The 24,018-nt window shown below is 50.7% G+C and carries 27 protein-coding genes and 1 pseudogene; 1 reads left to right on the plus strand and 27 read right to left on the minus strand.

The genetic code is table 11. The features are described from left to right. Positions 1-16 precede the first annotated feature (16 nt). On the minus strand, positions 17-355 hold the full coding sequence (locus PAECUDRAFT_RS16380; protein WP_006039234.1) for a nucleotide pyrophosphohydrolase: 339 nt from the start codon (positions 353-355) through the stop codon (positions 17-19). A 155-nt stretch (positions 356-510) separates the two neighbouring features. Here PAECUDRAFT_RS16380 and PAECUDRAFT_RS16385 point away from each other — a divergent pair, with 155 nt between their 5' ends. Then, complete coding sequence (locus PAECUDRAFT_RS16385; RefSeq protein ID WP_006039235.1) at positions 511-1,380, plus strand: YitT family protein; 870 nt, start codon at positions 511-513, stop codon at positions 1,378-1,380. 96 nt (positions 1,381-1,476) lie between these two features. Here the strand turns inward: PAECUDRAFT_RS16385 and PAECUDRAFT_RS16390 are convergent, their stop codons facing one another. From PAECUDRAFT_RS16390 to hepT, 26 genes and pseudogenes are all read right to left on the minus strand, one after another. Then, positions 1,477-2,400, minus strand: coding sequence for a sporulation protein YpjB (locus PAECUDRAFT_RS16390; RefSeq protein ID WP_006039236.1), 924 nt, complete (start codon positions 2,398-2,400; stop codon positions 1,477-1,479). A 111-nt stretch (positions 2,401-2,511) separates the two neighbouring features. Continuing rightward, positions 2,512-3,159: a DUF1405 domain-containing protein gene (locus tag PAECUDRAFT_RS16395; protein ID WP_006039237.1), complete on the minus strand. Its 648-nt coding sequence runs from the start codon at positions 3,157-3,159 to the stop codon at positions 2,512-2,514. 118 nt (positions 3,160-3,277) lie between these two features. After that, complete coding sequence (locus tag PAECUDRAFT_RS16400) at positions 3,278-4,153, minus strand: menaquinol-cytochrome c reductase cytochrome b/c subunit (protein WP_006039238.1); 876 nt, start codon at positions 4,151-4,153, stop codon at positions 3,278-3,280. 19 nt (positions 4,154-4,172) lie between these two features. Then, on the minus strand, positions 4,173-4,844 hold the full coding sequence (gene qcrB / locus PAECUDRAFT_RS16405) for a menaquinol-cytochrome c reductase cytochrome b subunit (protein ID WP_006039239.1): 672 nt from the start codon (positions 4,842-4,844) through the stop codon (positions 4,173-4,175). A 17-nt stretch (positions 4,845-4,861) separates the two neighbouring features. After that, positions 4,862-5,377, minus strand: a complete 516-nt coding sequence (locus PAECUDRAFT_RS16410; RefSeq protein ID WP_006039240.1) for a ubiquinol-cytochrome c reductase iron-sulfur subunit — start codon at positions 5,375-5,377, stop codon at positions 4,862-4,864. A 258-nt stretch (positions 5,378-5,635) separates the two neighbouring features. Further along, entirely contained in the window at positions 5,636-6,055 is a 420-nt protein-coding gene (locus tag PAECUDRAFT_RS16415) for a DUF2487 family protein (protein ID WP_006039241.1), read from the minus strand. 133 nt (positions 6,056-6,188) lie between these two features. Beyond that, complete coding sequence (locus PAECUDRAFT_RS16420; protein ID WP_006039242.1) at positions 6,189-6,377, minus strand: IDEAL domain-containing protein; 189 nt, start codon at positions 6,375-6,377, stop codon at positions 6,189-6,191. Between the two features lie 21 nt (positions 6,378-6,398). Further along, positions 6,399-6,639 (minus strand): annotated as a pseudogene (locus tag PAECUDRAFT_RS26430) (gamma carbonic anhydrase family protein); the annotation flags it as partial. Between the two features lie 43 nt (positions 6,640-6,682). Next, complete coding sequence (locus PAECUDRAFT_RS16425) at positions 6,683-7,861, minus strand: hypothetical protein (protein ID WP_006039243.1); 1,179 nt, start codon at positions 7,859-7,861, stop codon at positions 6,683-6,685. A 125-nt stretch (positions 7,862-7,986) separates the two neighbouring features. Beyond that, a complete protein-coding gene (locus PAECUDRAFT_RS16430; protein WP_006039244.1) occupies positions 7,987-8,595 on the minus strand; it encodes a zf-HC2 domain-containing protein in 609 nt (202 codons plus the stop codon). Next, positions 8,592-9,191 carry an RNA polymerase sigma factor gene (locus PAECUDRAFT_RS16435; protein WP_006039245.1) on the minus strand — a complete coding sequence of 200 codons (600 nt, stop codon included), beginning with the start codon at positions 9,189-9,191 and terminating at the stop codon, positions 8,592-8,594. The genes PAECUDRAFT_RS16430 and PAECUDRAFT_RS16435 overlap by 4 nt, the downstream gene beginning before the upstream one ends. A gap of 498 nt (positions 9,192-9,689) precedes the next feature. Then, positions 9,690-10,781, minus strand: coding sequence for a prephenate dehydrogenase (locus tag PAECUDRAFT_RS16440; protein ID WP_006039246.1), 1,092 nt, complete (start codon positions 10,779-10,781; stop codon positions 9,690-9,692). A gap of 3 nt (positions 10,782-10,784) precedes the next feature. Then, positions 10,785-11,885, minus strand: a complete 1,101-nt coding sequence (hisC, locus tag PAECUDRAFT_RS16445; protein ID WP_006039247.1) for a histidinol-phosphate transaminase — start codon at positions 11,883-11,885, stop codon at positions 10,785-10,787. A gap of 144 nt (positions 11,886-12,029) precedes the next feature. Then, on the minus strand, positions 12,030-12,842 hold the full coding sequence (gene trpA / locus PAECUDRAFT_RS16450) for a tryptophan synthase subunit alpha (RefSeq protein ID WP_006039248.1): 813 nt from the start codon (positions 12,840-12,842) through the stop codon (positions 12,030-12,032). Beyond that, complete coding sequence (trpB, locus tag PAECUDRAFT_RS16455; RefSeq protein ID WP_006039249.1) at positions 12,829-14,034, minus strand: tryptophan synthase subunit beta; 1,206 nt, start codon at positions 14,032-14,034, stop codon at positions 12,829-12,831. The genes trpA and trpB overlap by 14 nt, the downstream gene beginning before the upstream one ends. After that, entirely contained in the window at positions 14,031-14,708 is a 678-nt protein-coding gene (locus PAECUDRAFT_RS16460) for a phosphoribosylanthranilate isomerase (RefSeq protein ID WP_006039250.1), read from the minus strand. The genes trpB and PAECUDRAFT_RS16460 overlap by 4 nt, the downstream gene beginning before the upstream one ends. Beyond that, positions 14,705-15,511, minus strand: coding sequence for an indole-3-glycerol phosphate synthase TrpC (gene trpC, locus PAECUDRAFT_RS16465; protein WP_006039251.1), 807 nt, complete (start codon positions 15,509-15,511; stop codon positions 14,705-14,707). Before trpC ends, PAECUDRAFT_RS16460 begins: the two co-directional genes overlap by 4 nt. Next, positions 15,501-16,562: an anthranilate phosphoribosyltransferase gene (gene trpD, locus PAECUDRAFT_RS16470; RefSeq protein WP_006039252.1), complete on the minus strand. Its 1,062-nt coding sequence runs from the start codon at positions 16,560-16,562 to the stop codon at positions 15,501-15,503. Before trpD ends, trpC begins: the two co-directional genes overlap by 11 nt. Then, complete coding sequence (gene trpE / locus PAECUDRAFT_RS16475; RefSeq protein WP_006039253.1) at positions 16,562-18,136, minus strand: anthranilate synthase component I; 1,575 nt, start codon at positions 18,134-18,136, stop codon at positions 16,562-16,564. Before trpE ends, trpD begins: the two co-directional genes overlap by 1 nt. 330 nt (positions 18,137-18,466) lie before the next feature. Further along, a complete protein-coding gene (gene aroH, locus PAECUDRAFT_RS16480; RefSeq protein ID WP_006039254.1) occupies positions 18,467-18,835 on the minus strand; it encodes a chorismate mutase in 369 nt (122 codons plus the stop codon). Further along, positions 18,832-19,938 (minus strand): 3-dehydroquinate synthase, encoded by a 1,107-nt coding sequence (gene aroB / locus PAECUDRAFT_RS16485; RefSeq protein ID WP_006039255.1) that lies wholly within the window; start codon positions 19,936-19,938, stop codon positions 18,832-18,834. The genes aroH and aroB overlap by 4 nt, the downstream gene beginning before the upstream one ends. 1 nt (position 19,939) lies before the next feature. Continuing rightward, positions 19,940-21,109, minus strand: a complete 1,170-nt coding sequence (gene aroC, locus PAECUDRAFT_RS16490) for a chorismate synthase (protein WP_006039256.1) — start codon at positions 21,107-21,109, stop codon at positions 19,940-19,942. 234 nt (positions 21,110-21,343) lie between these two features. Next, positions 21,344-21,511 carry a hypothetical protein gene (locus tag PAECUDRAFT_RS26145; RefSeq protein WP_006039257.1) on the minus strand — a complete coding sequence of 56 codons (168 nt, stop codon included), beginning with the start codon at positions 21,509-21,511 and terminating at the stop codon, positions 21,344-21,346. Between the two features lie 99 nt (positions 21,512-21,610). After that, entirely contained in the window at positions 21,611-22,432 is an 822-nt protein-coding gene (locus PAECUDRAFT_RS16495; protein WP_050794385.1) for a CheR family methyltransferase, read from the minus strand. Positions 22,433-22,477: 45 nt separating this feature from the next. Then, positions 22,478-22,921 (minus strand): nucleoside-diphosphate kinase, encoded by a 444-nt coding sequence (ndk, locus tag PAECUDRAFT_RS16500; RefSeq protein WP_006039259.1) that lies wholly within the window; start codon positions 22,919-22,921, stop codon positions 22,478-22,480. A gap of 30 nt (positions 22,922-22,951) precedes the next feature. Then, a complete protein-coding gene (gene hepT, locus PAECUDRAFT_RS16505; RefSeq protein ID WP_006039260.1) occupies positions 22,952-23,929 on the minus strand; it encodes a heptaprenyl diphosphate synthase component II in 978 nt (325 codons plus the stop codon). Positions 23,930-24,018: the final 89 nt, after the last annotated feature.

Genomic DNA, 24,018 nt, shown 5'->3' on the forward strand with positions numbered 1-24,018 from the left:
CGTTGCGAGGTTACGGTCAGTCTGTCTGTTCGTCCTTACGCGTCCACCGATCGGCATCTCTCGTGTTGAATTTATGCATGACCTTATCATGGGCCTCCGTGAGGTCGATGCCAAGCGAATTGGCGAAGCAATTCAATATGAACAAGCAATCGCCAAGCTCCATCTCGATGGAGTTATCTGCTTCATCCGGCTTCTTCGGCTTCTCGCCATAATAATGGTTAACCTCTCTGGCGAGCTCTCCAACCTCCTCTGTCATTCGCGCTAGAAGCGCAAGAGGACTGAAATAGCCTTCTTTGAACTGCGATATATAGGCATCCACCTCGCGTTGGATGTCTGACAACGATTTCTGTGACATCTTGTCATTCCTCTCTGATCCGGCAGTGATGGATTATTTCTATATGTTAGCCTAAAGCGGCAGGGAAAACAATGGTTTTCAACGACGGAAAAGTAGCCATACTAACGAGTATCGTAACTCCAACTACGATGATCATTCTAAAAGGAGGCTGGTCAATGCTCGCTCGCTTATGGTATGTTGCCCGTTCGCTTATTCCCGTCATGGCTGGAACTGCAATCTATGCGTTCGGCCTCCATTATTTCGTCATTCCGAACCAGCTCATGGAGGGCGGCGTGACCGGTATTGGCGTGCTAATGAACTACGCGTTAGGGACACCGCTCTCGATCTCAACGCTGGTGCTGAACATTCCGCTTTTTCTCGTCGGACTTAAGGCGCTCGGCAAACAGCAAATGGCCTATACGATTATTGGCACGCTATCCTTGTCCTTGTTTCTAGCGCTAATCGAAAGGGCGATTAATAAAGGCTGGCTGGTCCCCTTCCAGACTTCGCAGGATTACATACTAGCTGCCTTATACGCAGGGGTTACGATCGGGCTGGGGCTTGGGATCGTATTTCGGTTTGGAGGGACGACTGGCGGAGTCGATATCATTGCACGCATTTTGGGCAAATGGAAAGGCTGGAGCATGGGCCAGGTCATCCTAGCGCTGGATGTCGTAATTATTGGCCTGGCTCTTCTCTACATTCCAAAAGAGAAGGTGCTATATACGCTGGTCTCAGTGTTCATCGCCTCCAAAATGATCGATTTCATCCAAGAAGGCGCTTATTCTGCAAGAGCCATTTCAATCATCACCAATATGGGCGAAACGATCGCAGGGCGGATTACGGAGCGCATGGATCGCGGCGTTACGCTGATCCCAGCGATTGGCGCTTACTCCGGCACCCATAAGCATATCGTATATTGTGTCGTCTATCGTCAAGAAGTTCGCACGCTGCGCGCTATCGTGAAGGATATCGATCCTCGCGCCTTCGTTGTCATTAACGAAGTGCACGATGTGCTTGGGGAAGGCTTCAAGGAAGATGAATAACTTTGCCTGCACGTTCGCAGACAGCGCAAAAAACCGAACGTCATGCTATCAAGCCTTGTCGACTTGATAGCCAGAACGTTCGGTTTTTTCTTTCGTTCACAGCTTCCGTTTTATAAACAATGGGCTGCCCGATTGTACGTTGCTTTTCGTTGATAGAATGGCGTACGGCACCGATTTGTATTTTCGCCAAGACGCATAAGTAAGCATACTTGAAATCAAAGCCGATAATCCGAATATCCAGCGATGCGGGACACCGCCTCCAATTGGCGCCAGCACCGGCTCCTCTTCCGCATCTTGATTATTTCCTGCAAACAAAACCGCTGCTGTTTTTTCTACTGGCGATAACGCGCCATCCGCTAATCGTTTCGTCAACTCGCCTTGCTTTCCCGCTGTTAGCAACCGTTCTGCATACACAATGCTGTCGGAAAAACGGTCGGCTGATTGATATCCTCGCATGATCAGCGCAGCGCCCATGATCCGTTCCGCATGCTGCGACAACGTATCGAAAGCTGCGCGAGCCGTTTCGTATCCTTCTTTATTCGGACGGGTCATTGCAAATCGAACGCGTGATAAATCCTCACTAATGACTTTGTTATATTGCAGCCAAAGCGCAGAAGAAGGAATACCTTGATGGATGCGCCATGCAGCGTCAATCGTCAGCTTGATGCGCGATGCAAGCGCCCTCCAGTAAACGGTTGATTGACCGTTTTTGAGCTTGGACAATAACGATTGCACATCTTGCTCAACCATTCGCCACCCTTCAAGAGCTCCGCTCATTCGCACTTGTCCGTCATGCAGGATAGCTGCCATTTGCTGTGCAGCTTGATAAGCCAGCTGCCGGTTACCATCTGTGGACGCCGCATATAAGGATTCAGCTGAACTGTTCAATCTTGTCCATGCTTTCTGTTCCGGATTTCGCAGCACCGTTACGTCTGAAGATGCCGCAGCTGCCGCTGCACAGATGAACGCAATCGTCAGCAAAAAGCAAGCGGCACTTGCGAGAAGCCATCTTCGCCTCACGGAAACCCCTCCTCAGCCATTCCGAATGATGTCAGCGACGCGACTGCATCGCAATCATCCCATTCGTTCTAGTTTATGACGGAGGATGTCCAATTAGACTAGCTATTGCAGTCAGGCTCTCACAATCGTTTTACCGTCGCGATAAGCAACCGCGGCTCGTGACACAATCCAACTGAATAGGGTTAACGCAAACGTGCACACGCATACGATTGGAAGCACATCATACAGCGGCCGAGGAAGCCACGGAAATACATCGAATTGATAATCAATCGTATCATTCAGCAAGAGCCATCCCGTAGCAACGCCAATTGCGATTGCCCCGACCCTCATGAAGCGCACATAAAGCAGACCTTCAATAGCCATGCCAAGATGCGAGCCTATGAGCATCCAATCCTGCCACCCCGTAGGGGAGCCCATGGAGGAGCCTGCCACAATCATCGCAACTGCCCAGATGCCATACTTTACTGATGTTACGACCCCCAGCGCCTCGATAATCGACCGCAACGCTTGTCCAAGCTTCGATTTGGGGCTGTCGTATAAGAGCATGTAAATGAGGCTGATGGAAAAGAACAAACTCGCCGTTGGGCTATCCGGTACAAAAACAAGCATCCAAATCGGCTTCTCTGATGCTGTCTGGATCAGCTGCTCTCCATACCATATGTAGCCGTAAATCGTTCCGAGTATATTGATGACCAGCAGCATCCATAACATCCGTCTTGACATCAAGATTTCGCGACTCCAAAACCAGCTAAGCGGCAAAACGATTTCCTCCTTTGGGAACATGCGATCATCTTCGTTCTTCTACATTATAGTCAACAATTGCGCAGGATAAAAAAACCTGACCGCAAGCTATACGGTCAGGTTTTTGTGGAGATGGCTATTCTGCTTTCTTCTGCTTCGAAAGCCACGTTGTAATCTGGTCGATCTCTGCTGCCGAGAGCTTGTCTTTGAACGAAGGCATTGCACCGCCGCCCTTACCGTTAGTAACGGTCTCAACTAGCTGCTCTTTCGTCAGAATGTCGCCTACGCCGCGCAGAGAAGGCACTTTCATTTGCTTGTTGCCATTCAAATCCGTTGCGTGGCAGCCGATGCAATTCGCCTTGGCAATTTCCATTGCAGGGTCATCTGCGTCAACAAGCGCAACAGCTTCTTCTTTCTTGATTGCGCTGAACTCTTGACCTTTTTCCGCAGCCTCGCGCGCTTTCTCTTCACGCTCGATATGCTCTGGAATCGTGTTCGTGATCTCCAGCTCATGCTGGTAGTGATCCCATGACACTTTAGTCAAGTAGATGCAAGCGATCAGCGAGAGCAGCATAAGCGATGCTGCAATCGGACGACGATAGAAGCGGCGCTCTTTGCCCGTATCAAGGAATGGTGCGAGCAGCAATCCGCCAAACGCTACGCCTGGTACAGCAACTGCGCCAAGAACGACATAGTCGCCGGAAGCGTACGGGTATTTCAGGAATTGATACAGGAACAGGAAGTACCAGTCCGGCATCGGAATAAAGCTTGCATTGGTTGGATCCGCCGGATAACCAAGCGGAGGAGCTTCCGAAATCGTCAGCACAAGGAAGCCAACGAGAACAACGCAACCAACCAACCATTCTTTCAGCAGGAAGTTCGGAATGAATGCCTCCGACTTGCCTGGGAATGCCGTATAGTCGGGTGGTACGATCGTTTTGTTGCTACGCTTGCGTACGCGGGAGTCACCGACATAGACGACTTTCTCATTTGATTTGTGATCATGCGCCATCGAAATAACCTCCCTTCGCTTATAGCGGTCCCGAAATGCCTTGTTTACGAATCATGAAGAAGTGCGCGGCCATCAGGGCAAGCAATGCACCTGGCAAGAAGAAGACGTGAATCGCGAAGAAACGCGTCAGCGTCTGCGCACCTACGATTGTACCGCCTTGCATCAGCTCTTTCAGATACACACCGATGTAAGGTACGGATTCGGCGATTTGCATACCGACCTTCGTAGCGTAGTAAGCTTTGTTATCCCATGGCAACAGGTAACCTGTGAAGCCAAGTCCGAGCATGACGAAGAAAATAAGCATCCCGACGACCCAGTTCATTTCGCGCGGCGCTTTGTAAGAGCCGGTGAAGAACACGCGCAAGGTATGTAAGAACATCATGACGATAACGAGACTCGCGCCCCAGTGGTGCATGCCGCGAACGATGCCGCCAAATGCAACCTTATGCTGCAAATAGTCGACACTCGCATATGCGTTGTGAATATCCGGTACGAAGTACATCGTTAAGAACATGCCGGACAAAATCTGAATTACAGTAATGAAAAACGTTAGGCCGCCGAAGCAGTACACGAATGCGGAGAAGTGATGTGCAGGGTTAACGTGCTCTGGCACTTCATGGTCCGCAACGTCCCTCCACAACGGCGCAACATCGAGACGTTCGTCGATCCAATTGTAAACTGTTTTAAACATCTGAGTGTTCGCCCTCCTTATACACGTGAGTTCGGCTTAATTGGTCCGAGATAAATAAAACCGCCGTCAATCTTCACTTCATATTCATCCAACGGGTTTGGTGCGACGCTCAAGTTTTTGCCGTCCCTTGTGTAGTGCGCGCCGTGGCACGGGCATACGTACTGGTCGCTTTGCTCGGTATTCCATCCAATCGTGCAGCCCAAATGCTTACACACTGGCGAAAGCGCGAATACTTTATTGTTCGCGTCTTTGGAAATCCATGCAACGAGCTCAGCTTCGCTTTCGTACCATCCATCCACCTGATGAATTTTGAATTTGTATTCTACTGGATCGTTCGTAATTTTCGATTCTTCAACGACTTTAATGAACGCGCTCGTCTCTTTCTTCTGCAAGAGCGGATCTACCGCGAATCGAACCATCGGAAGCACGACGCCTCCCACCATGAATGCGGAAGTACCTCCGAGCGTATACGACAGGAATTGACGCCGGGACATCTCTTTACGTACCGGTTTCTGGCCCTCGTGGTTGCTCATCTTCTGTTCTACCCCCTTTGCCAACCATATCTCCCATCTTGTCCATTGTGACAAAACTATGGACGAACTAAGACATTCCTATAATATCCTAGGTGTATGGGAGCGTCAAGAATATGGAAGACGTTAATTTGACCGATGTAAAAAGCGTTTCATTTTTTGTTATGAAATTGTCACAATTACACGGAAACGTAACCGTGGTTTTCATCGTATCGCCTTTGTTTTCCCCAAAATAGGAATTTATTATGCGCTAATCCTGCTTCAGGCGTTAACTGGCGGCGCCCATAACGAACGTATGGCTTGTCCAATTGCATTCGCATCGACATTTACGCCCTCATGATTTGGCACAAATGTTAAATCAGCCGACGGAGGCGCCAATTTACGCAATTTTGCGCTTACGACGATCACGTAACGAAAGCCGGAACGCTTCAAAGCCATGCATAATCGCTCGACAGTGTCATGGCCCTCTGTCTCTCCTATATAATGGCATGCAGGGTACGTCACAACTCTGCCTTTAAACGGAATTTCGATCGCATCCATCACATCTCGCAAGTCCTCAAGCGCTTGCGTCGTTTCCGCTGGCGATTCTGTCCCATTCAGCCCTGTAACCGGAAGCAGGCATGTATCCAAATACGATTTTAATTCTTCCCATTGCTCGCTTGTAATTTCGCTGAACTTCATGTTCGCTCATCCTCTCCTCGCTTCACCCATATTATCGTGCCAGGAACGGTTTGCCAACCGCAAACGCACAAAAATAGCCTGATCCGTACTAAAGACGGTCGTCAGGCTATGATAGAGCTACGGCTAATCGCCGCTAATGGGAAAAACGAAGCGCGTTCAATTGTTCCGCCAATCGATGGAACGTATCCTCGTCGCCGCTGGCCAGCGCAAGATCGATGTCTCGATAAATCCGTTCCGTACGGAATTTTAAGACCGCGTCATCCAATACCATTTCTGCAACCAGAGCAAGCATCGTTTCATAGGTTGCTTTCATTTTGTCCATAGGATACACCTCCAACCGGGGTTAAGAGATCCTATATTCTTTTCCTTTCACCACGTAGCTTTCCATCGTCTTTCTCATGCGCAGTAAATCGTCTTCCGTCCATTCTCTGACGACTTTGGCGGGTGAACCGAGAGAAAGAGTATAGGGTGGAATTGTTTGTTTTCTCGGTAACGAGTGAAACGGCTCCTACTAAAGCATATTCATCCGCAACGGTGCCGCTCGGTACGATGGCCCCTATTCGAATGAATATACTCTTGCCTAGCAGGCGGCGGTTAGCATTCTCTTGGCCTGTTTGCCTTCGAAAGCTATTCCGAGCCGCTGATTATTGCACTTCCTAATCGTGTCATACGAACTACCGTTCCATAGCGCTCATGCTCGCCTACTCGCAGCAGCCCCAGATGCAGCATCATAGCTACGATGCGCTGTGCGAATATCGACTCCGCCGTATCATAATAGAAAGGCTTGATGTACGGCAGCAGCGTTCGCTGCAATGACTCTGCGGTTACCCATTGTTTAGCCAGGCAATCGATCCAATGGACGATTGCAACCATATTCGGGATCGGCGTCCGGTATAGCTTCAGCCAATACTTGTACAGCCGGGCTGTCACGTCCTTCTGCTCTTCTGCCAGATAGGCTTCGCCAGTGGCCGTAATCGTCAATTGTTCAGAAGCTTCGCTCAGCAAACGGCCGTCCAGCGCGTAATCGTATAGCAGTGACAACCGATTCGGGTATACATGAAACTTGCGGCCATATCCGAATCGCCATTCCCCTTTCGCAGGCAGCGATTCTCTCACGCCGCACAGCTCCAATAGCTGCAGCAAATTCCGTTTATACATCGAGCCGTCAGCTGCTGTTGGAATCTCATTGCGCTGCACATAACGAAGCAACGCGTACAAATCTTCTGTCAGCAGCCCTTGCTCGTCCCGGTACGCCTGAGGCTCTTCCGCAGCTTCTACCGTGAGCATGAGCTTTCGCTCCATCGTCTCGCGAAGCTTGGCCTTCAGGTCTGCAGGCACTTGAAACATGTACCGATTAGGACCTGCCAATCCATTGAACAGCCACCCTTGATGCTTGAATTTCAAAATAACGTCACGCGGCGTCAATTCTTTTGCTTTGAGAGCTGCTGCTTTCGATTGCCGTTTACTGCTTTGCGCATTCGTTTTTGGTTTTCTGGCGCTTTCTACCGGCACACCGGCTGCTTCGAGCGGCTGTACCTCTCCGAATTTGCTCTGTTGAATACGTGCTGTCAAATCTTCCAGACTGAATGAGGACCGGGAATCGAACAATAGCGAATTCAAAAACCGCAAGTCTTCCAGTCCCATTCTTCCTACCTGCTCCTCAAAAACTTCCCTTCGGTTGACGGCGGAGAGAATCGTCTGAATCAACTCGTTTTTGGAATTTCCATTACACTCGCACCGGTACTCGCCCGCGATTCGACTTAGCTGTTGAATATCTGCGCAGCCCAGCATATCGGCCAGATTCATCGTGTTCCCTCCCCCTTTCCTGTTGAATGTACTACCATTATGGGAAAAATACAGGTATTTAAACCTCAAAATAAAAAAAGACGACAGCCCCTGGCGGGCTGCCGTTTCTCCTTGTGGCAATTCTATTATTTTCGCGTGCGCGCAAACCAGTTCAAAAGCAGTAAGGAAGCAATAATGCCTAGAAGCGAGAAGACGATCCAGTACTGCGGTACGGTCGGCACGACCTTAAGGACGATCGGATCGCTAATGCTCGCGACAGGCACGTCTGCGTAGAACTCTCCGCCTAATATAGTACCGTCGCTACCAGCGTTTGCTGTTTCAAGCAGCCCCGTCATTGGCTCGATCTTCTCGACCCCAGCTCCCCAATCCCCAAACCAGGCGTATAACAAGCCGCTTCCGAATATGGCTAAACAACATGCAATAACAAGCGCCGTTCGAAACCGGAATGATGAGGTAAAACGATATGTACGGTCATGGACAGGCCTCAAATAGTCTGCGTCAGCATAAATGCGATCCATCACGGTCTGTGTAATATGAAGGGTTCTCACTTCAAAATCGGGGTCCGCTTCTTCAGACAGCGATCGGATCATCCAATCGCTTTCTTCCCACAGCCGGAACTGCTCCGAGCACGCTACACAGTCTAAGAGATGGCCATCAATCGCTGCCCGTTCGGCATCCTGCTCGGGTAATTCCCAATACAGACCGAGTTTCTCTTGACATTCGTCGCATCTCATCGCGTTCTCATCCCTTCATATGGTTCCACTGTAGTCGCCGTTTCTTCAAAATAAGGCTCGAGCTGTGTTTTTACACTTGCTCTTGCACGGAACAGCAGCGATTTCACAGAGCTAACCGTCTGTCCTAATATATTCGCAATTTCCTGATAATCCAATTGGTCATATTCACGTAGTATGAGTGCGGAGCGCTGCTTCTCAGGCAAATTATTAATCGCCTCGCGAACCATCGCCATCCGTTCGTTCTGAAGCAAGCGCAGCTCAGGCACAGCCTCAGGCGGAGCCAGCGGAATCGTATTCGCGTCATCAAGCGGAACGTTGCTTACCTTCTGCTTCCGAAGCTCGCTTAGCACCGTATTGCGTGCTATCGTGTATAGCCAGGTTGAAAAGGATGCGTCTAATTCGCGGAAGGAATGCAAGCTGCGATATGCCTTATAAAAGGTTTCCGAGCATAAATCCTCCGCCATATGCTCGAGCCGACCGCTCTTCAGCATATGAAAAATAAAAGCGAGGATCTTGCGCTGATAACGCCGCATCAATTCCGCATACAATTGGACGTTGCCATCTTTAATTTCTCGTATCAATTGGGTGTCGGTCACGACAGGCGAACCTCCTCACCTGCGGAGTCTTCCCGTGTCGGCCTACATCATTGTACCGACATGGAAGCAAAAAGTTGCGGTGTTTTTTGATTTGAATTTATAAAAGTCATACCCAATCCAATTCGTCTCGTAAGGCTAAAGTCCTGCCGCATTCGACAACTACTGCCCCACCTTTTTATTGGAAGGATGTGACGCCAGAATTACTTACCCCAAAGCTTCTGTATTGTAACACAGGGAAACGATGAATTGGTTAAATATTTTCCAAAGAGCGATCTCGCGTGGCAATACTTGGGCACAAAAAAAATACCACCTCTATAGAGAGGTGGTCCGCACAAAGTGCGAAGAATTTGGATAGGAGTGGAGAGAAACCATACTGTACTTTTATTATATGTATCCGTTTTCATTTTGTCAATAAGCGTTTTCATAAATGATCTTAGTTTCCATAAATTTAAAAAAGCTGCCCTGCAATCACGGATGATTGCAAGACAGCAGCGTGGATTAAAAATGTACCGAATACTGGAGTTCGCCTAATGCGACGACCGCCTGATCGAGATCGTCTTGCGTACGGAACGATAAGCGAAGTATGCCCGGAACATCCTCACGGCTCTCTATAATCTGAATATTGCTCAGGTTGATCCGCCGATTGCCCAGCTCCGTCGTAATCCGGCCGATTATGCCGGGATGATCGGGGACATCGACGTAACATTCATAAATGGAATGAATCATACCTTTGCGGCGCTCCGGCAAGCTATTGCGGAACTCCCCCGATGTCCGGAACGCTTCGCCGATTCCTTCGATATCTCCAGCAGTCAGCATATCGGAGAATTGCTGTATGCCTTCGTTCCAATCCTTAATAAGGCGAAGCATCACTTCCCGGTTATTGACGAGAATATCCCGCCAAACATTCGGGTCGCTAGACGCGATGCGGGTTATATCACGGAATCCGCCTGCCGCAAGCTGCGAATACAGACTGTTATCCTCGTTGTATTTTCGCACCTGGTTCGTTAATGCGACTGCAATCATATGCGGCAGATGGCTAATCGCCCCAACGATATCATCATGCTCGTCCGCATCGACGACAACCACGTTCGCCTTGGTCAATTCCAGCAGCTGGCGAAGGCGCTCTACTGCTTCGTTAGGTGTCGCGTGATCCGGCGTGATGACATAGAACGCGTTCTCATACAAGTACGATGATGCTGCCTCTACGCCTGAGCGCTCGGAGCCAGCCATTGGATGCCCGCCGATGAATACAGCAGGGCTCAAATCAAGACGGCGCGCGCAAGCCGTTACAGACGATTTGGTGCTGCCTACATCGGTTATAATGCAGCCCGGTTTGAGCTCCAGCTCTGATAGCTGCTCAAGATAATCGTTCAAGCTTCCGACCGGTACGCATAGGAAAATAAAGTCGGCATCCTCCGCCGCTTCGCGCAGAGAAGTCGTAGCAGCGTCTACGACGCCTCGTTCGATGTATTTGTGAACCGACGAAAGACGGGTCGAGTGGCCGACCACATGAAGGTCAGACTTGCCTTTAAAACATAACGCAAGCGAGCCTCCCATTAGCCCTACGCCGAATATCGCAATTTTGATCATAAGCTACCCAAGCACCGCCGCTTCCTGCAGTACTTGCTCTAGCGCGGTGATGAACTTCTCGTTCTGTTCCCGGCTGCCTACCGTAATTCGGATATACGTCGGATAGAACTGCCAGCCTGCACGGGAGATAATCCCCTTGCGCAGCAAAGCGTCGAATACTTGCGGCGATGGCAGCTTCGCATCAAACATAATAAAGTTGCCATGCGCATCAAAGTAAGGCAGACCCAAGCGGTCGAACTGTTCACGCATATAGTTCAAGCCTTCTGAATTCCGATCCCGGCACTCCGCAACGAACGCTTCATCTTTAAGCGCTGCGATTGCAGCAGCTTGCGCGACACGAGACGTATTGAACGGCTCGCGCACTTGATTGATAAAACGAACGACATCCGGGTGGCCAACGCCATAACCGATTCGCAGCGATGCGAGACCGTAAATTTTGGAGAATGTGCGCAATACAATCAAGTTTTTGTAGCTCGGAAGCAGCTCGATGCCATCAGGGAATGAAGGATCCGTCACATACTCCACGTATGCTTCGTCAAGCACGACAAGCACATGGCTAGGCACTTGCTTCATGAACGCATCAATTTCCTCTTTGCTAACAATCGTTCCGGTCGGATTGTTCGGGTTGCATACCCATACGATCTTCGTTCGATCCGTAATGCGCGCCAACATGGCCGGCAAGTCATGCTTGCCGTTCACAAGCGGCACCTCAACGACACGTGCGTTCTCAACTTCAGCGTTATGTTTGTAGACGGAGAACGTCTGGTCGGCCATAATCGTTTCGTCGCCTGGCACGAGGAACGCGCGCGTGAGCATGAGAATAACCTCATCCGATCCGCAGCCAAAAATAATGCTGTCCGTGCTGACGCCCAGACGATCTGCTAATACTTTCGTCAATTCAACGCTTGCGCCATCGGGATAGATGCTCGCATTGTTCGATATTTCGTGAATAACCGCTTCCTTCGCGCTCTCCGAGCAGCCAAACGGATTCTCATTGGAAGCCAGCTTAATAACCTCAGTCAAGCCTAGCTCCCGTTTAACGTCTTCGACGGGCTTACCAGGCTGATACACTGGAAGATGGACAATATTGCTTTTCGGTTGCATTGACTTTCACCTCATTAACAGGACTTTGCTATTGCTATGTTTTTCATTGTCTCATATCTCTAGCATGTTTTAAAGTATTATTAACAAACGAGAAAAACGGCCACGCGAGTGTCGCGCAAGCCGTTCCTGCTTCGAACTTATTCCTTATCCGATCTTTAAATTCGATACGAATTGTCCGATCTCTTCAAGCCCTGCTTCACGTTCCGCCTCGTTTTGCAGCTTCGGAAGCACCTCTTCGATTTTGCGCACGATCGCGCTGCCGACGATTACGCCGTCGCACTGCTTGCTGAAGCGCTCCACCTGCTCGCGGTTCGAAATGCCGAATCCGACTGCAATCGGCACCTGTGCCGATTTGCGGACGTCTTCCAGGAATTCGTCGATACCCGCATGGAAATCGGAACGCATGCCCGTCACGCCCAGCGAGGAAACGCAGTAAACGAACCCTCTAGCTTTCGCCGCAATGCGAGCGACACGCTCTTTGGAGGTAGGCGCTACGAGTGGAATGAGATGAATGTTCGCTTCCTCTGCCATTTCGCGAACATCTCCATCCTCCTCGATCGGCAGATCAGGAATAATCAAGCCGCTGATGCCCTTATCCAGGCAAAGCTCGAAAAACCGCTCCAATCCGAGCTGAAGCACAGGATTAAAATACGTAAACAGAATGAATGGAAGCTTAACGCCGGCCTGGCGCGCTTGTTCAGCAACATCCAATACATTTTGAACCGAAATCTGTTTAGCAGCAAGAGCTCGCTCAGACGCGCGCTGAATGACAGGACCGTCTGCAAGCGGATCCGAGTAAGGCACGCCAAGCTCAATCATGTCGGCGCCAGATTGCTCAAGCTTTTGAATAATTTGCACCGAGGTCGCGAGATCGGGATCGCCAATCGTCAAGAAGGGGATCAGTGCCGTTCCGTCCTGCTCTTTAATTCGAGCGAATGTCGCATCAATGAGATTCATGTCCGTTACCTCCGAGGTATCCCATAATGGCTTCTACGTCTTTATCGCCGCGGCCAGACAAGCTGACGACAATAATCTCATCCGCGCTGAGCGTAGGAGCCAGCTTGAGCGTCTGCGCTATCGCATGTGCGGATTCCAGAGCTGGAATAATGCCTTCCGTACGCGACAGCAGCTGCAGCGCCTCGAGCGCCTCTGCATCTGTAATCGGGAAGTATTGCGCACGCCCGCTGTCTTTCAAATAAGCGTGTTCAGGTCCGATGCCGGGATAATCAAGCCCCGCGGAAATCGAGTGAGCAGGCAAGACTTGTCCATACTCGTCCTGCAGCACATAGCTGAGCGAGCCTTGGAATACGCCGTGGCGCCCTTTGGTCATCGTCGCCGCATGCTCTTCTGTTTCGACGCCGCGGCCAGCCGCTTCTACGCCTACCAGCTTGACGGACTCGTCCTCTACGAACGGATAGAAAATGCCGATCGCGTTGCTGCCGCCGCCGACTGCCGCAACAACATAATCCGGCAAACGGCCTTCCATCTCTTGAATCTGCTCGCGCGCTTCATCGCCGATGATCCGCTGGAAGTCGCGCACGATCAACGGGTACGGATGCGGTCCTGTTGCAGAGCCGAGAATATAGTACGTATCGTCTACGTTGCTTACCCAGTAGCGAAGCGTTTCATTGCATGCATCCTTCAGCGTACGCGTACCCGAAGTAACCGGTACGACTTCTGCCCCAAGCAGTTGCATCCGGAATACGTTCAGCTGTTGGCGTTTCATATCTTCTTCGCCCATGAATACTTTACATTCCAGTCCCAACAGCGCCGCTACTGTTGCAGATGCAACACCGTGCTGGCCAGCACCGGTTTCGGCGATAATTTTGGTCTTGCCCATCCGTTTGGCCAACAAGCCTTGGCCGATCGTATTGTTGATTTTGTGGGCGCCGGTATGGTTCAAATCTTCGCGCTTCAAATAGACTTTGGCGCCGCCCAGATGCTTCGTGAGCCGCTCCGCATAATAAAGCGAAGTCGGACGACCGGAATATTTGTCTAACAGATACCGAACTTCCGCTTGAAACTCTTCGTCTTGCGAATATTTTTTGTACGCTTCCTCAAGCTCGCTCAATGCGTTCATGAGCGTCTCCGGCACATAACGCCCGCCGAATTTGCCGAAGCGGCCTTTCTCGTCTGGTAAACGGGTCATGCTTCCAACACCCTTCTCACAAAAGTAGATATTTTCTCAATATCCTTAACGCCTTCCGTTTCTACGCCGCTTGATACATCCACGCCCCCGGGACGATAAAGTTGAACCAAAGGCTGCACATTATCCAAATGAAGCCCGCCAGCCACATATAAAGGTACTCCGAGCTTAGCGGCAGCTTCCTCATAGTCACGAATTACGTTCCAATCAAATACCTCTCCTGTACCGCCGCCTGCGGTATCGATAAGAACGGCGTCAACAACGGATTGGAACGGCTGCAAGCGCGCGTCGGCGCCTGCCGCATCCTCTTCGGCGCTCCGGCCTATCGGGAACACTTTCCACACTTGAACGTCAAGCGCTCGCTTAACTGCAGCGCACAGCTCCGGCGTCTCGCTGCCATGCAGCTGGACAACATCCAATTCGGCCGTCTGCACAACTGACGTTAACTCGGCTAAATCTGCATTTACGAACACGCCTACAGCAAGCGGAGCAGTTCCTTCCGAGCTGGCGGTCGGCCAAGCTCTCACCTCTTCGATGAGATCAGAAGCTAGCTCTGGCGACACTTGTCGCTTGCTCTGGGCGAACACAAACCCGATCGCATCCACGTTCAATCCGTGCATGGAGCGAATCGTCTCGCGATCACGCAGCCCGCAAATTTTGATACGAGTCCTGCTCATCGTACACCAACCGGGCCCAACAGCTGCTCAATCGCTTCCCCGACATGAGGCTTGCGCATGAAATGCTCACCGATAAGTAAGCCTTGCGCGCCAACCGATTTCAAATATTGCACATCCTCCGGTCCCGCAATGCCGCTCTCGCTAATGCTCGTAATCCCTTTGCCTTGCGGAATGATTCCGATTAGCTGCTCCGTTGTTTTCAGATCGGTTACGAAGGAGCGCAGGTCGCGATTGTTAACGCCGATCAGCGTCGCTTTATCGAGCTCCAACACCGTCTCCAGTTCGCGTTGGTCATGTACCTCAACCAGCACATCCAATCCGATGGACTTAGCGATATCGTGGAACTCCGATAACTGCTGTTTTGTCAAAATAGCTGCAATAAGCAAAATCGCATCCGCGCCAATGACGCGCGCTTCATAGATTTGACGATAATCCACCGTAAAATCTTTGCGAAGAAGCGGTACATTCACGGCTTCTCTGACTGCTTGCAAATAGTCGTTCGAGCCTTGGAAGTAATCACGGTCCGTTAATACGGAAATGCAATCCGTTCCTGCCTCCTCATACGCTTTCGCCAATCCTACAGGGTGAAAATCCTCGCGAATCAGCCCTTTGGAGGGCGACGCTTTCTTCACTTCGGCAATAAGGCCCATATCGCGTTTGCGGCCCGCTGCAGAAACCGCCCGTTCAAATCCAAGCGTTGCGGACATGTCCGAAATTGTCCGTTCATATGCATTCAGCGAGAAGCGAGCGGAAAGCTCCGCTACCTCCTGCTGTTTCGTGACTACGATTTTATCAAGAAACATGGCCCAATTCTCCCGTCGTTTGAATAAGCTGCTCAAGCTTCACTTTCGCCGCGCCTGAATCGATGATTGCTACTGCACGCTCCACGCCTTCAACCAACGAGTCGACTTGTCCGCCAACATAGATGCACGCGCCGGCGTTCGCAAGCACAACATCTCGATAAGCGCCCTTCTCTTTTCCATCGAAAATCGAACGTATAATCGAGGCGTTCTCTGCGGAATCGCCGCCAATAATCGCATCTAGCGAATGGCGCTTCAACCCTAGATCCTCCGGCGCCAGATCGTACGTACGCACGACGCCTTCCTTCAGCTCCGAAATTTGCGTTGGTGCAGAAATGCTAATTTCGTCCAAACCGTCATGACTGCTGACAACCATGGCACGTTTCAATTCAAGATCGCTCAACACCTGTGCAATCGTCTCCGTGCGCGACCGGTCGTAGATGCCCAGCAGCTGGCGATCCGCTCCTGCGGGATTCGCCAGTGGCCCCAGCATGTTGAAAATCGAGCGGATCCCCAGCTCACGACGCGGACCAGCAGCATGGCGAAGCGATGGATGATACAGCTGTGCGAACATAAACACGATACCGATCCGCTCCAAGCATTGCGCCGCTTGCTCTGCTGTAATCGTAATATTGACGCCGAGCGCTTCCAGTACGTCTGCACTGCCAGTCTTGCCTGACATGGCCCGGTTGCCATGCTTAGCAACGCGAACGCCTGCAGCGGCCGCGATCATTGAGGAAGCGGTCGAGATATTGAATTTATGAATGCCAGAACCGCCGGTACCGCATGTGTCCAGCAGATTGGCCTGTTCGGTAATCACATGGTCCGAATGGGATCGCATCGCAAGCGCGAAGCCTGCGATCTCGTCCCGCGTCTCGCCTTTAATCCGTAGCGCCGTCATAATACCGCCAATTTGGGCAGCAGTCGCTTCGCCTTTCATGATATATCCCATCACTTCTTGCGATTCTTGGCGCGAAAGATGCTCGCCTGCGATCAGCTTGTTCATCGCGCTGTGCAAGGTGATGCTATTCGAGTTAGCCGGCAATACCGTCATTAGCGCTTCGCCTCCTGCAACACTGTCATTTCATAATCGGTGTTGATCGTCGTTCCCGCTTTCACAGCGCCCCGCTTATCCCCTGCGAATAACAGCTCTGCCGTACGGATCGCCTTCAAGCTCGCTTTTGCCTTGTTTACCGTTTCCTCATATTCGCTCTCAGGCACCGAATCCCATACGATGCCTGCTCCCGCCTGCACATAGGCTTTGCCGTTCTTGAAAATAATCGTACGGATCGTAATACACGTATTCAGGCTTCCGCCGAAGCCCAAATATCCGATCGCGCCCGCATACGCGCCACGCGACTCATTTTCCAGTTCTGCAATGATTTCCATCGCACGCAGCTTTGGCGCACCTGACACGGTGCCCGCAGGCATGCAGGAGATGAATGCATCGAAGAAATCTTTATCCTGACGCAGCTTGCCGCTAACGTTTGAAACGATGTGCATGACGTGAGAATACCGTTCGATATCCATATACGAGTCGCAACGAACCGAACCAAACTCAGATACGCGGCCAATATCGTTGCGACCGAGATCAACAAGCATCAAGTGCTCTGCGCGCTCTTTCTCATCTGCCAGCAGTTCCTTCTCCAATGCAAGATCCGCCTCAGGTGTCGCGCCGCGAGGACGAGTTCCTGCAATCGGGCGTGTCTCGACTTTCTGGCCATCGACCTTAACAAGCGCCTCGGGCGAAGTACCTACAATGATCTCATCATCCAGCTTCAAATAATACATGTATGGGGATGGATTCATCGTTCGCAGAACGCGATACACATGCAGCGGGTTCACGTCTGTTTCGATGCTGAACCGTTGCGAGAGCACAACTTGAAAAATATCGCCTGAACGGATATATTCCTTAGCCGTCTCAATGTTCGAAATAAATTGCTCCTTCGTCACATTGGATTTCACATCGCCCAGATCAGGGTCAACCGGCATTGGGCCGCCAGCCGTTACGGGCAAAGGAATCGGCTGCTGCAGCCGTTCAATCGCTGCGTCAATTCGCGCGCAAGCCGCTTGATAGGCCGACTCAATCTCAGAATCCGTTGCACCTTCCGGTATGTGCACGTTGCCGATCACTTGAATTTGCTGTTTCACATGATCGAATACGATGACCTGATCGCAGAACATAAATTGCAAATCATTCATCTGCAAATCATCAATGCGATGAGCCGGAAGCTTTTCGTAATATTGCAGCAGGTCGTATCCGAAGAATCCGATGGCACCGCCTGTAAACGGGGGCAAACCTTGGATCTGAGGGCTGCGATAAGAACGAAGCTTCGCTTTGAGCAACTCAAGCGGCTGCTCGGTCAGCTCTGTTTTCTCGCCACGCTGCTCCAAAATCATCGTTCCATTCTTGCCGTAAAGGAGAAGGAAAGGATCCGTTCCAATGAACGAATAACGCGCCCAGTTCACGCCGCCCTCCACACTCTCCAGTAGAAACGCATTACGTTCCTTATAGAAATGTTGGAATACGCGAATCGGGGTTTCCGTATCCGCCATCAGATGGCGAACGATCGGAATCAAGTTATAAGTACCTGCCATCCGGATCACTTGCTGAAGTTCGTTTTGCATCGCAGTCCTCTCCTTTGTCGTAACGAAATAAAAGCCCCTGCCGATAGGCAGGAGCTAAACGTACAGGATGAGTGCGTCCATCGAGAGAACAATGAGGAACAAACGTTACGAAAGCGAAATAATCTAAATGGCTGCCTGTTGCTAGGCCCATTCGATTATCTCAAACCGTAATGTTAATCGCTCATCTAAGCTCATCTCATCTTAGCTAATCTCATCTCTACCGTTCGCCTACCGCTCTCGGTATGTCTAAACTTACTGTCTTGCCTCAGCTCACTGCTCTATTCACTAGCTCAACTATACACCAGCTGTATAAAGATCGTCAATCGATCATTATGCTTTGGTCAAATCAGGTCGAAGCACTTGCGCGCCGCGCAGATAAACATGGCGGATTTCGGATTGGCTCTTCGTCGTATTCACATGAAGCATGAACCGAATGCATTTCTCCAAGCTTCCCTTAACCGGAACTTCCAGCGCGCACATTAGCGGCACGAACTCCCAGCCCGGCATGACGCGAATTGCTTTAGCAGGGAACGTTGAATCCAAATCGCCGGTTACGGTTATCAATACGCTGCAAATATCATCGGGAACAATGCCGTTCTCCACAACAATGGCATTCAGCAATTCGACCGTTGTGTCTAAAATCAACTGCTCCTCATTCCGTTCTACCGTTACGGCACCGCGAATTCCACGAACACTCATTGCCAATCGGCCTCCTGTTTCAATAATTCCACCGTCTCCCGAACGAGCGAAGCTGGTACATCCGAGCGTACTTCAACCTTGCCAATCGCAGTCGGTACGACATAGACGATGCTGCCTTCTGTAAACTTCTTATCATGCATCATGGCACGCATTACCGCATCCGTATCAAAATGCTCTGGGAGGCGTACAGGCAGACCTGACTTGCCAAGAACACGTCTAGTCACTTTATATACTTCCTGTGGTGCGCCGAGCTTCACGCCTACAATAGCGGACCCGATCATTCCGATCGAAATCGCTTCGCCATGCGTTAATTCGCCATAGCCTGCTACTGCCTCAAGCGCATGTCCAATCGTATGGCCGAGATTCAGAATCGCGCGAAGGCCATTCTCAGTCTCGTCTACCGAAACGACTGCTGCCTTCACTCCGCAGCCTTTGAATAACGCATAGCCAAGGGCGTCTGGATCAAGTGCAAGCAGTTTCTCCATGTTGTCATCGCACCAAGCAACGAAGGCTTCGTCCCAAATCAAGCCATGCTTGATTGCCTCGGATAGGCCGCTTCTTACATCACGAGGCGGAAGCGATTGCAGCGTATTCAAATCATAGAGCACGAACGCGGGCTGATGGAACGCGCCGATAATGTTTTTCGCAAGCGGATGATTGACCGCGACTTTGCCGCCAACGCTGCTGTCATGGGCAAGAATCGTCGTCGGGATCTGTACGAAACGAACACCGCGCATATATGAAGCCGCAACATATCCAGCAAGATCCCCAATTACGCCGCCGCCAAGCGCAACGATCGTCGACTTGCGGTCAAGCCCGCCCTCCAGCGCTTTGGTCACAAGCTGCTCGAATACAGCCAGCGACTTGGAGCCTTCGCCAGCAGGAACAACCGCGCTAACCACTTGAAAGCCGGATGCCCGCAAAACGTTCTCCAGCGCTTCCAAATACAAAGGACCAATATGCGAATCGGTTACAATCATCAGAGGTGACTTCTTGCTGACGCCATGCTTATCAAAATAGGAAGCGGCCTCCTGAAGGAGGCCCTCCCCGATATAAATCGGATATGACCGCTCGCCTAGAGCGACTGTCAGTTCCCGTACCATGCTAGTACCGTCCGATCTGTTCGAGATAAGCATCGTAGTTGCTGCGAATCTCTTCCATCGAATCTCCGCCGAACTTCTCAAGGAATGCTCGTGCAACTTCCCATGCAACTACATGCTCCATTACAACGCTTGCAGCTGGAACAGCACAAGCATCCGAGCGCTCAACCTGTGCGGTGAAAGGCTCTCTCGTGTCGATGTCCACGCTTTGAAGCGGTTTGTACAGCGTCGGAATCGGCTTCATGACGCCGCGAACGACGATTTGCTCGCCATTGGTCATGCCGCCCTCGAAGCCGCCCAGACGGTTCGTTGCGCGGTGGTAGCCGCGCTCTTCCGTGTACAAAATCTCATCATGCACTTGCGAGCCGCGGATTTTGCCTGCTTCGAAGCCAATGCCGATCTCTACGCCTTTAAACGCATTAATCGATACAACAGCTTGCGCGATACGGCCATCAAGCTTACGGTCGTATTGCACGTGGCTGCCCAGTCCAACTGGCAAGCCTTCAACGATACACTCCACGATGCCGCCGATTGAATCGCCTTCCGCTTTGATTTGATCGATATATGCGGTCATCTTCTCTTCTGTCTCTTTATCAACAACACGAACAGGCGACTCTTCTGTCAAACGAATCAACTCGTCTACAGGCAGGTTGTTCGCCGGAGCTTCAATCTCGCCGATGCGGATGACTTGTCCGGCAACTTTAATGCCGAATGCTGCGAGCAATTGGCGCGCTACCGCACCAACTGCAACGCGAGCAGCCGTTTCGCGCGCGCTGGAACGCTCCAATACGTTGCGAAGATCTTTCAGGTTGTATTTCAGACCGCCGTTAAGGTCAGCATGGCCAGGACGCGGACGGTGTACGCGGCGTTTCTCCTCGTCGCTGCCTTCGATTGGCTCGATGTTCATGACCGAAGTCCAATGCTTCCAATCATTGTTCGCCACAACGAGCGCAACTGGCGCGCCTGTCGTGCGACCATGTCGTACGCCGCCTACGATATTCGCTGTATCTTTTTCAATTTGCATCCGGCGTCCGCGGCCATGGCCTTTTTGACGACGAAGCAATTGGAAGTTCAATTCCTCAAAATCTAATTGAAGATTGCTAGGCAACCCTTCAATAATAGCGGTCAGCTGTGGACCATGTGTTTCTCCTGCAGTCAAGTAACGTAAACTCAAGCTCAAAACTCTCCCTTCACCGGCTTGTAAAAGCCCGGCTATGTATATGCCCGAAACATCTTTGCTCATTATAGTACAGCCCCGTCGGTTTGACAAGAAACGTCAAATGCGAATGAATGGCCTCGATCGGCGCTGAGAAACGGCTTGGCTGCGTTGAAGCGCGAATCAATTAGACAAACAAAAACACCGATTGCGTATGCAACCGGTGTACTGTTCGTTTCTGGCAATAGGCACTTAACGCGGCAAAGCACGCTCAGTCGATGATGCGCCTGCGCTGTTCTCTGCCTTAGAGCTGTCTACAATCGTTCGAAGATGCTCGCAATGAATACCTAATATTTGTGCGCATTCATGAATCGTGATGTAACCGCGCTGATAGGCGACGATTACTTTCCTCTTATCCATCTTGTCCCTCCATGGTTGTCATTCCATTACCATAGTATTGCAACAAGGAAACAAAGGTATACACGAGATGCGCATTAAATCCACAAATGTGACAGCCTGCTAGGTTGCGTTTGCCATTTTACGATAGAAGAAGGTCTCGACGGTCTCAAATTGGTATTGCTGCGGCGTGAAGATCTGCTCCGTGCTGCCCACAAATAAGATGCCGCCGGGCTTTAGCGCGTCTGAAAAACGCTGATATAATCCGTGCTTCGCGTCTTCAGTGAAGTAAATCATAACATTGCGACAAATGATCAAATCATAAGGGCCGCCAAACGGATCATAAAGCAAATTATGCTGCTTAAAACGGATCGCGCGCTTAATGCGTTCATCAACCGCGTACGCTTCGCCCTCTAACGAGAAGTAGCGATCACGGTATTCCGGTGGAACATCACGCACCGAACGTTCATGATACAGCCCGCCCTGTGCTTTGGATAGTACGTTATGATCAAGATCAGTGGCCGTAATCGTCGTACGATCCAGCTTGCCCATCTTATCGAGAATCATTGCCGTCGTATAGGGCTCGTCTCCCGTAGAGCATGCTGCGCTCCAGATTGAAATTCGTCCATTGTTTGCAAGCATTTCGGGCAGAAAACGATTTTCGAGCATGCCCCAACGATTCGGGTTTCGCCAAAACTCAGAGACGTTAATCGTCATCCGATCCAGAAACTCGTCCATGAAGGTCTGATCGCGCACGAGCGCATCCATATAGGAAGCGAACGTCTGAAACCCATGCTTTTGCCGAAGCGTCGTCAACCTTCTCTTCATTTGCGTTTCTTTGTATTGCGCTAAATCGATTTTTGTCCGTTTCTTAATCTGCTCGATAAACAGTTCGTAGTCCTGATCCCCCACGCCAAGGTGCCTCCCATCATGACTGACTCGCATTCCGAGGACAAGCATTGATCGATGACCGTCGCAATGCGTCTGCGGTTAAATCCAACGTTGAATCGTATGTTCGTAGGTAATGATTTGGTCAGATTCAAAGAAGATGCCAATCTCCCGCTCTGCATTGGCAGCCGAATCTGATCCATGAATGAGGTTAAAATTCGTATGTATAGCATAATCAGAACGAATCGTGCCCGGCAACGCTTCTAAAGCATCCGTTTTGCCGATTAAAGCTCTCGTTAATGCAATAACATTATCGCCTTGCCAGACCATCGCAAAGACCGGTCCCGATGTAATGAAGGTAATCAACCGTTCATAGAAGGGCTTTCCATGATGTTCCGCATAATGAAGCTCAGCCGTCTCGCGACTAATCTGCATCAACTTGCTTGCAACAAGCTGCAGCCCTTTTCGCTCGAATCGGCCTACGATCTCTCCGATTAGCCCGCGCTGTACGCCGTCCGGCTTTACCATCAAAAAAGTTCTTTCCATCGTGTTTGCCCCTTTCTATTGAAGGCTGCTCTAATAATTGCGCTTATTGACGAAACGCGCGATATCCTTCAAACTCTTTTTCGCCGCAAGATCCGGAAGTCCTTCTAGCGCCGTCAAAGCTTTTTGCGTGTAACGATCAGCCAGCGCTTCCGCTTGCTTAATGCCATTGCTGCTGCGAATGAGCCGGAGTGCCTCAGACGTATCCGCCGCTGCCCCGTCCGCCGACTGAATACGCTCAATTTCTTGAAGCAGCTTCGGACGAAGCGAGGTATCATGCAGCGCGAGCAATACAGGAAGCGTTATGTTACCCTGCCGGATATCAGAGCCGGGAGGTTTGCCAATTTGCTTTTCCGTGCCGCAGAGATCCAATACATCATCTCGAATTTGGAATGCCATCCCAACATTATAGCCAAAACGATACAGGCGATTGGCATACTTCTCGTCCGTTTCCGCGGCTAATGCGCCCAATTGACAGCTAATCGCAATCAGCAGCGCGGTTTTTCGGCGGATACGGAGCAAATATTGGCGAACAGACTGCTCGGTATTGAAAAAATCGCGGATTTGCTCCATCTCGCCGATGCACATCTCCACCATCGCTTTGGACAAAATCTGATGGATGCGCGGATTATCGAGCTTCGTCGCAACCGTCAGCGCTTTTCCATGTATATAATCGCCCGTGTACATGGCAATCCGATTATCCCATTTGGACTTGACCGTCAGTTGTCCGCGCCTTGTTTCAGCATTATCAATGACATCATCATGAACGAGCGAAGCCATATGAATCAATTCAAGCGGAACGGCGATATTTTTCATCACATCGAGCCGATACTGGCCAAACTTCCCGGACAGCAGCACAAAAATCGGTCGAATACGCTTCCCGCCTGCTTTCAACAGATGGACGGAGGTTTCCGTCATTAGCGTGTGGTCAGAAGTGATCGCACGTTCCAGCTCTGCTTCAATCTCGTTCAGATCACCCTTCATCTTCACAAACAAATCCATTAGTTTCATTGGTTCACCCCAAGGTTTTGCGAAGCAAAACCAGCATCGTAAGCATCAATTAGGTTTTGCACAAGCAAAACCAGCATCGCAAGATACAG

The organism is Paenibacillus curdlanolyticus YK9 (assembly GCF_000179615.1).
Classification (GTDB): Bacteria; Bacillota; Bacilli; order Paenibacillales; family Paenibacillaceae; genus Paenibacillus_T; species Paenibacillus_T curdlanolyticus.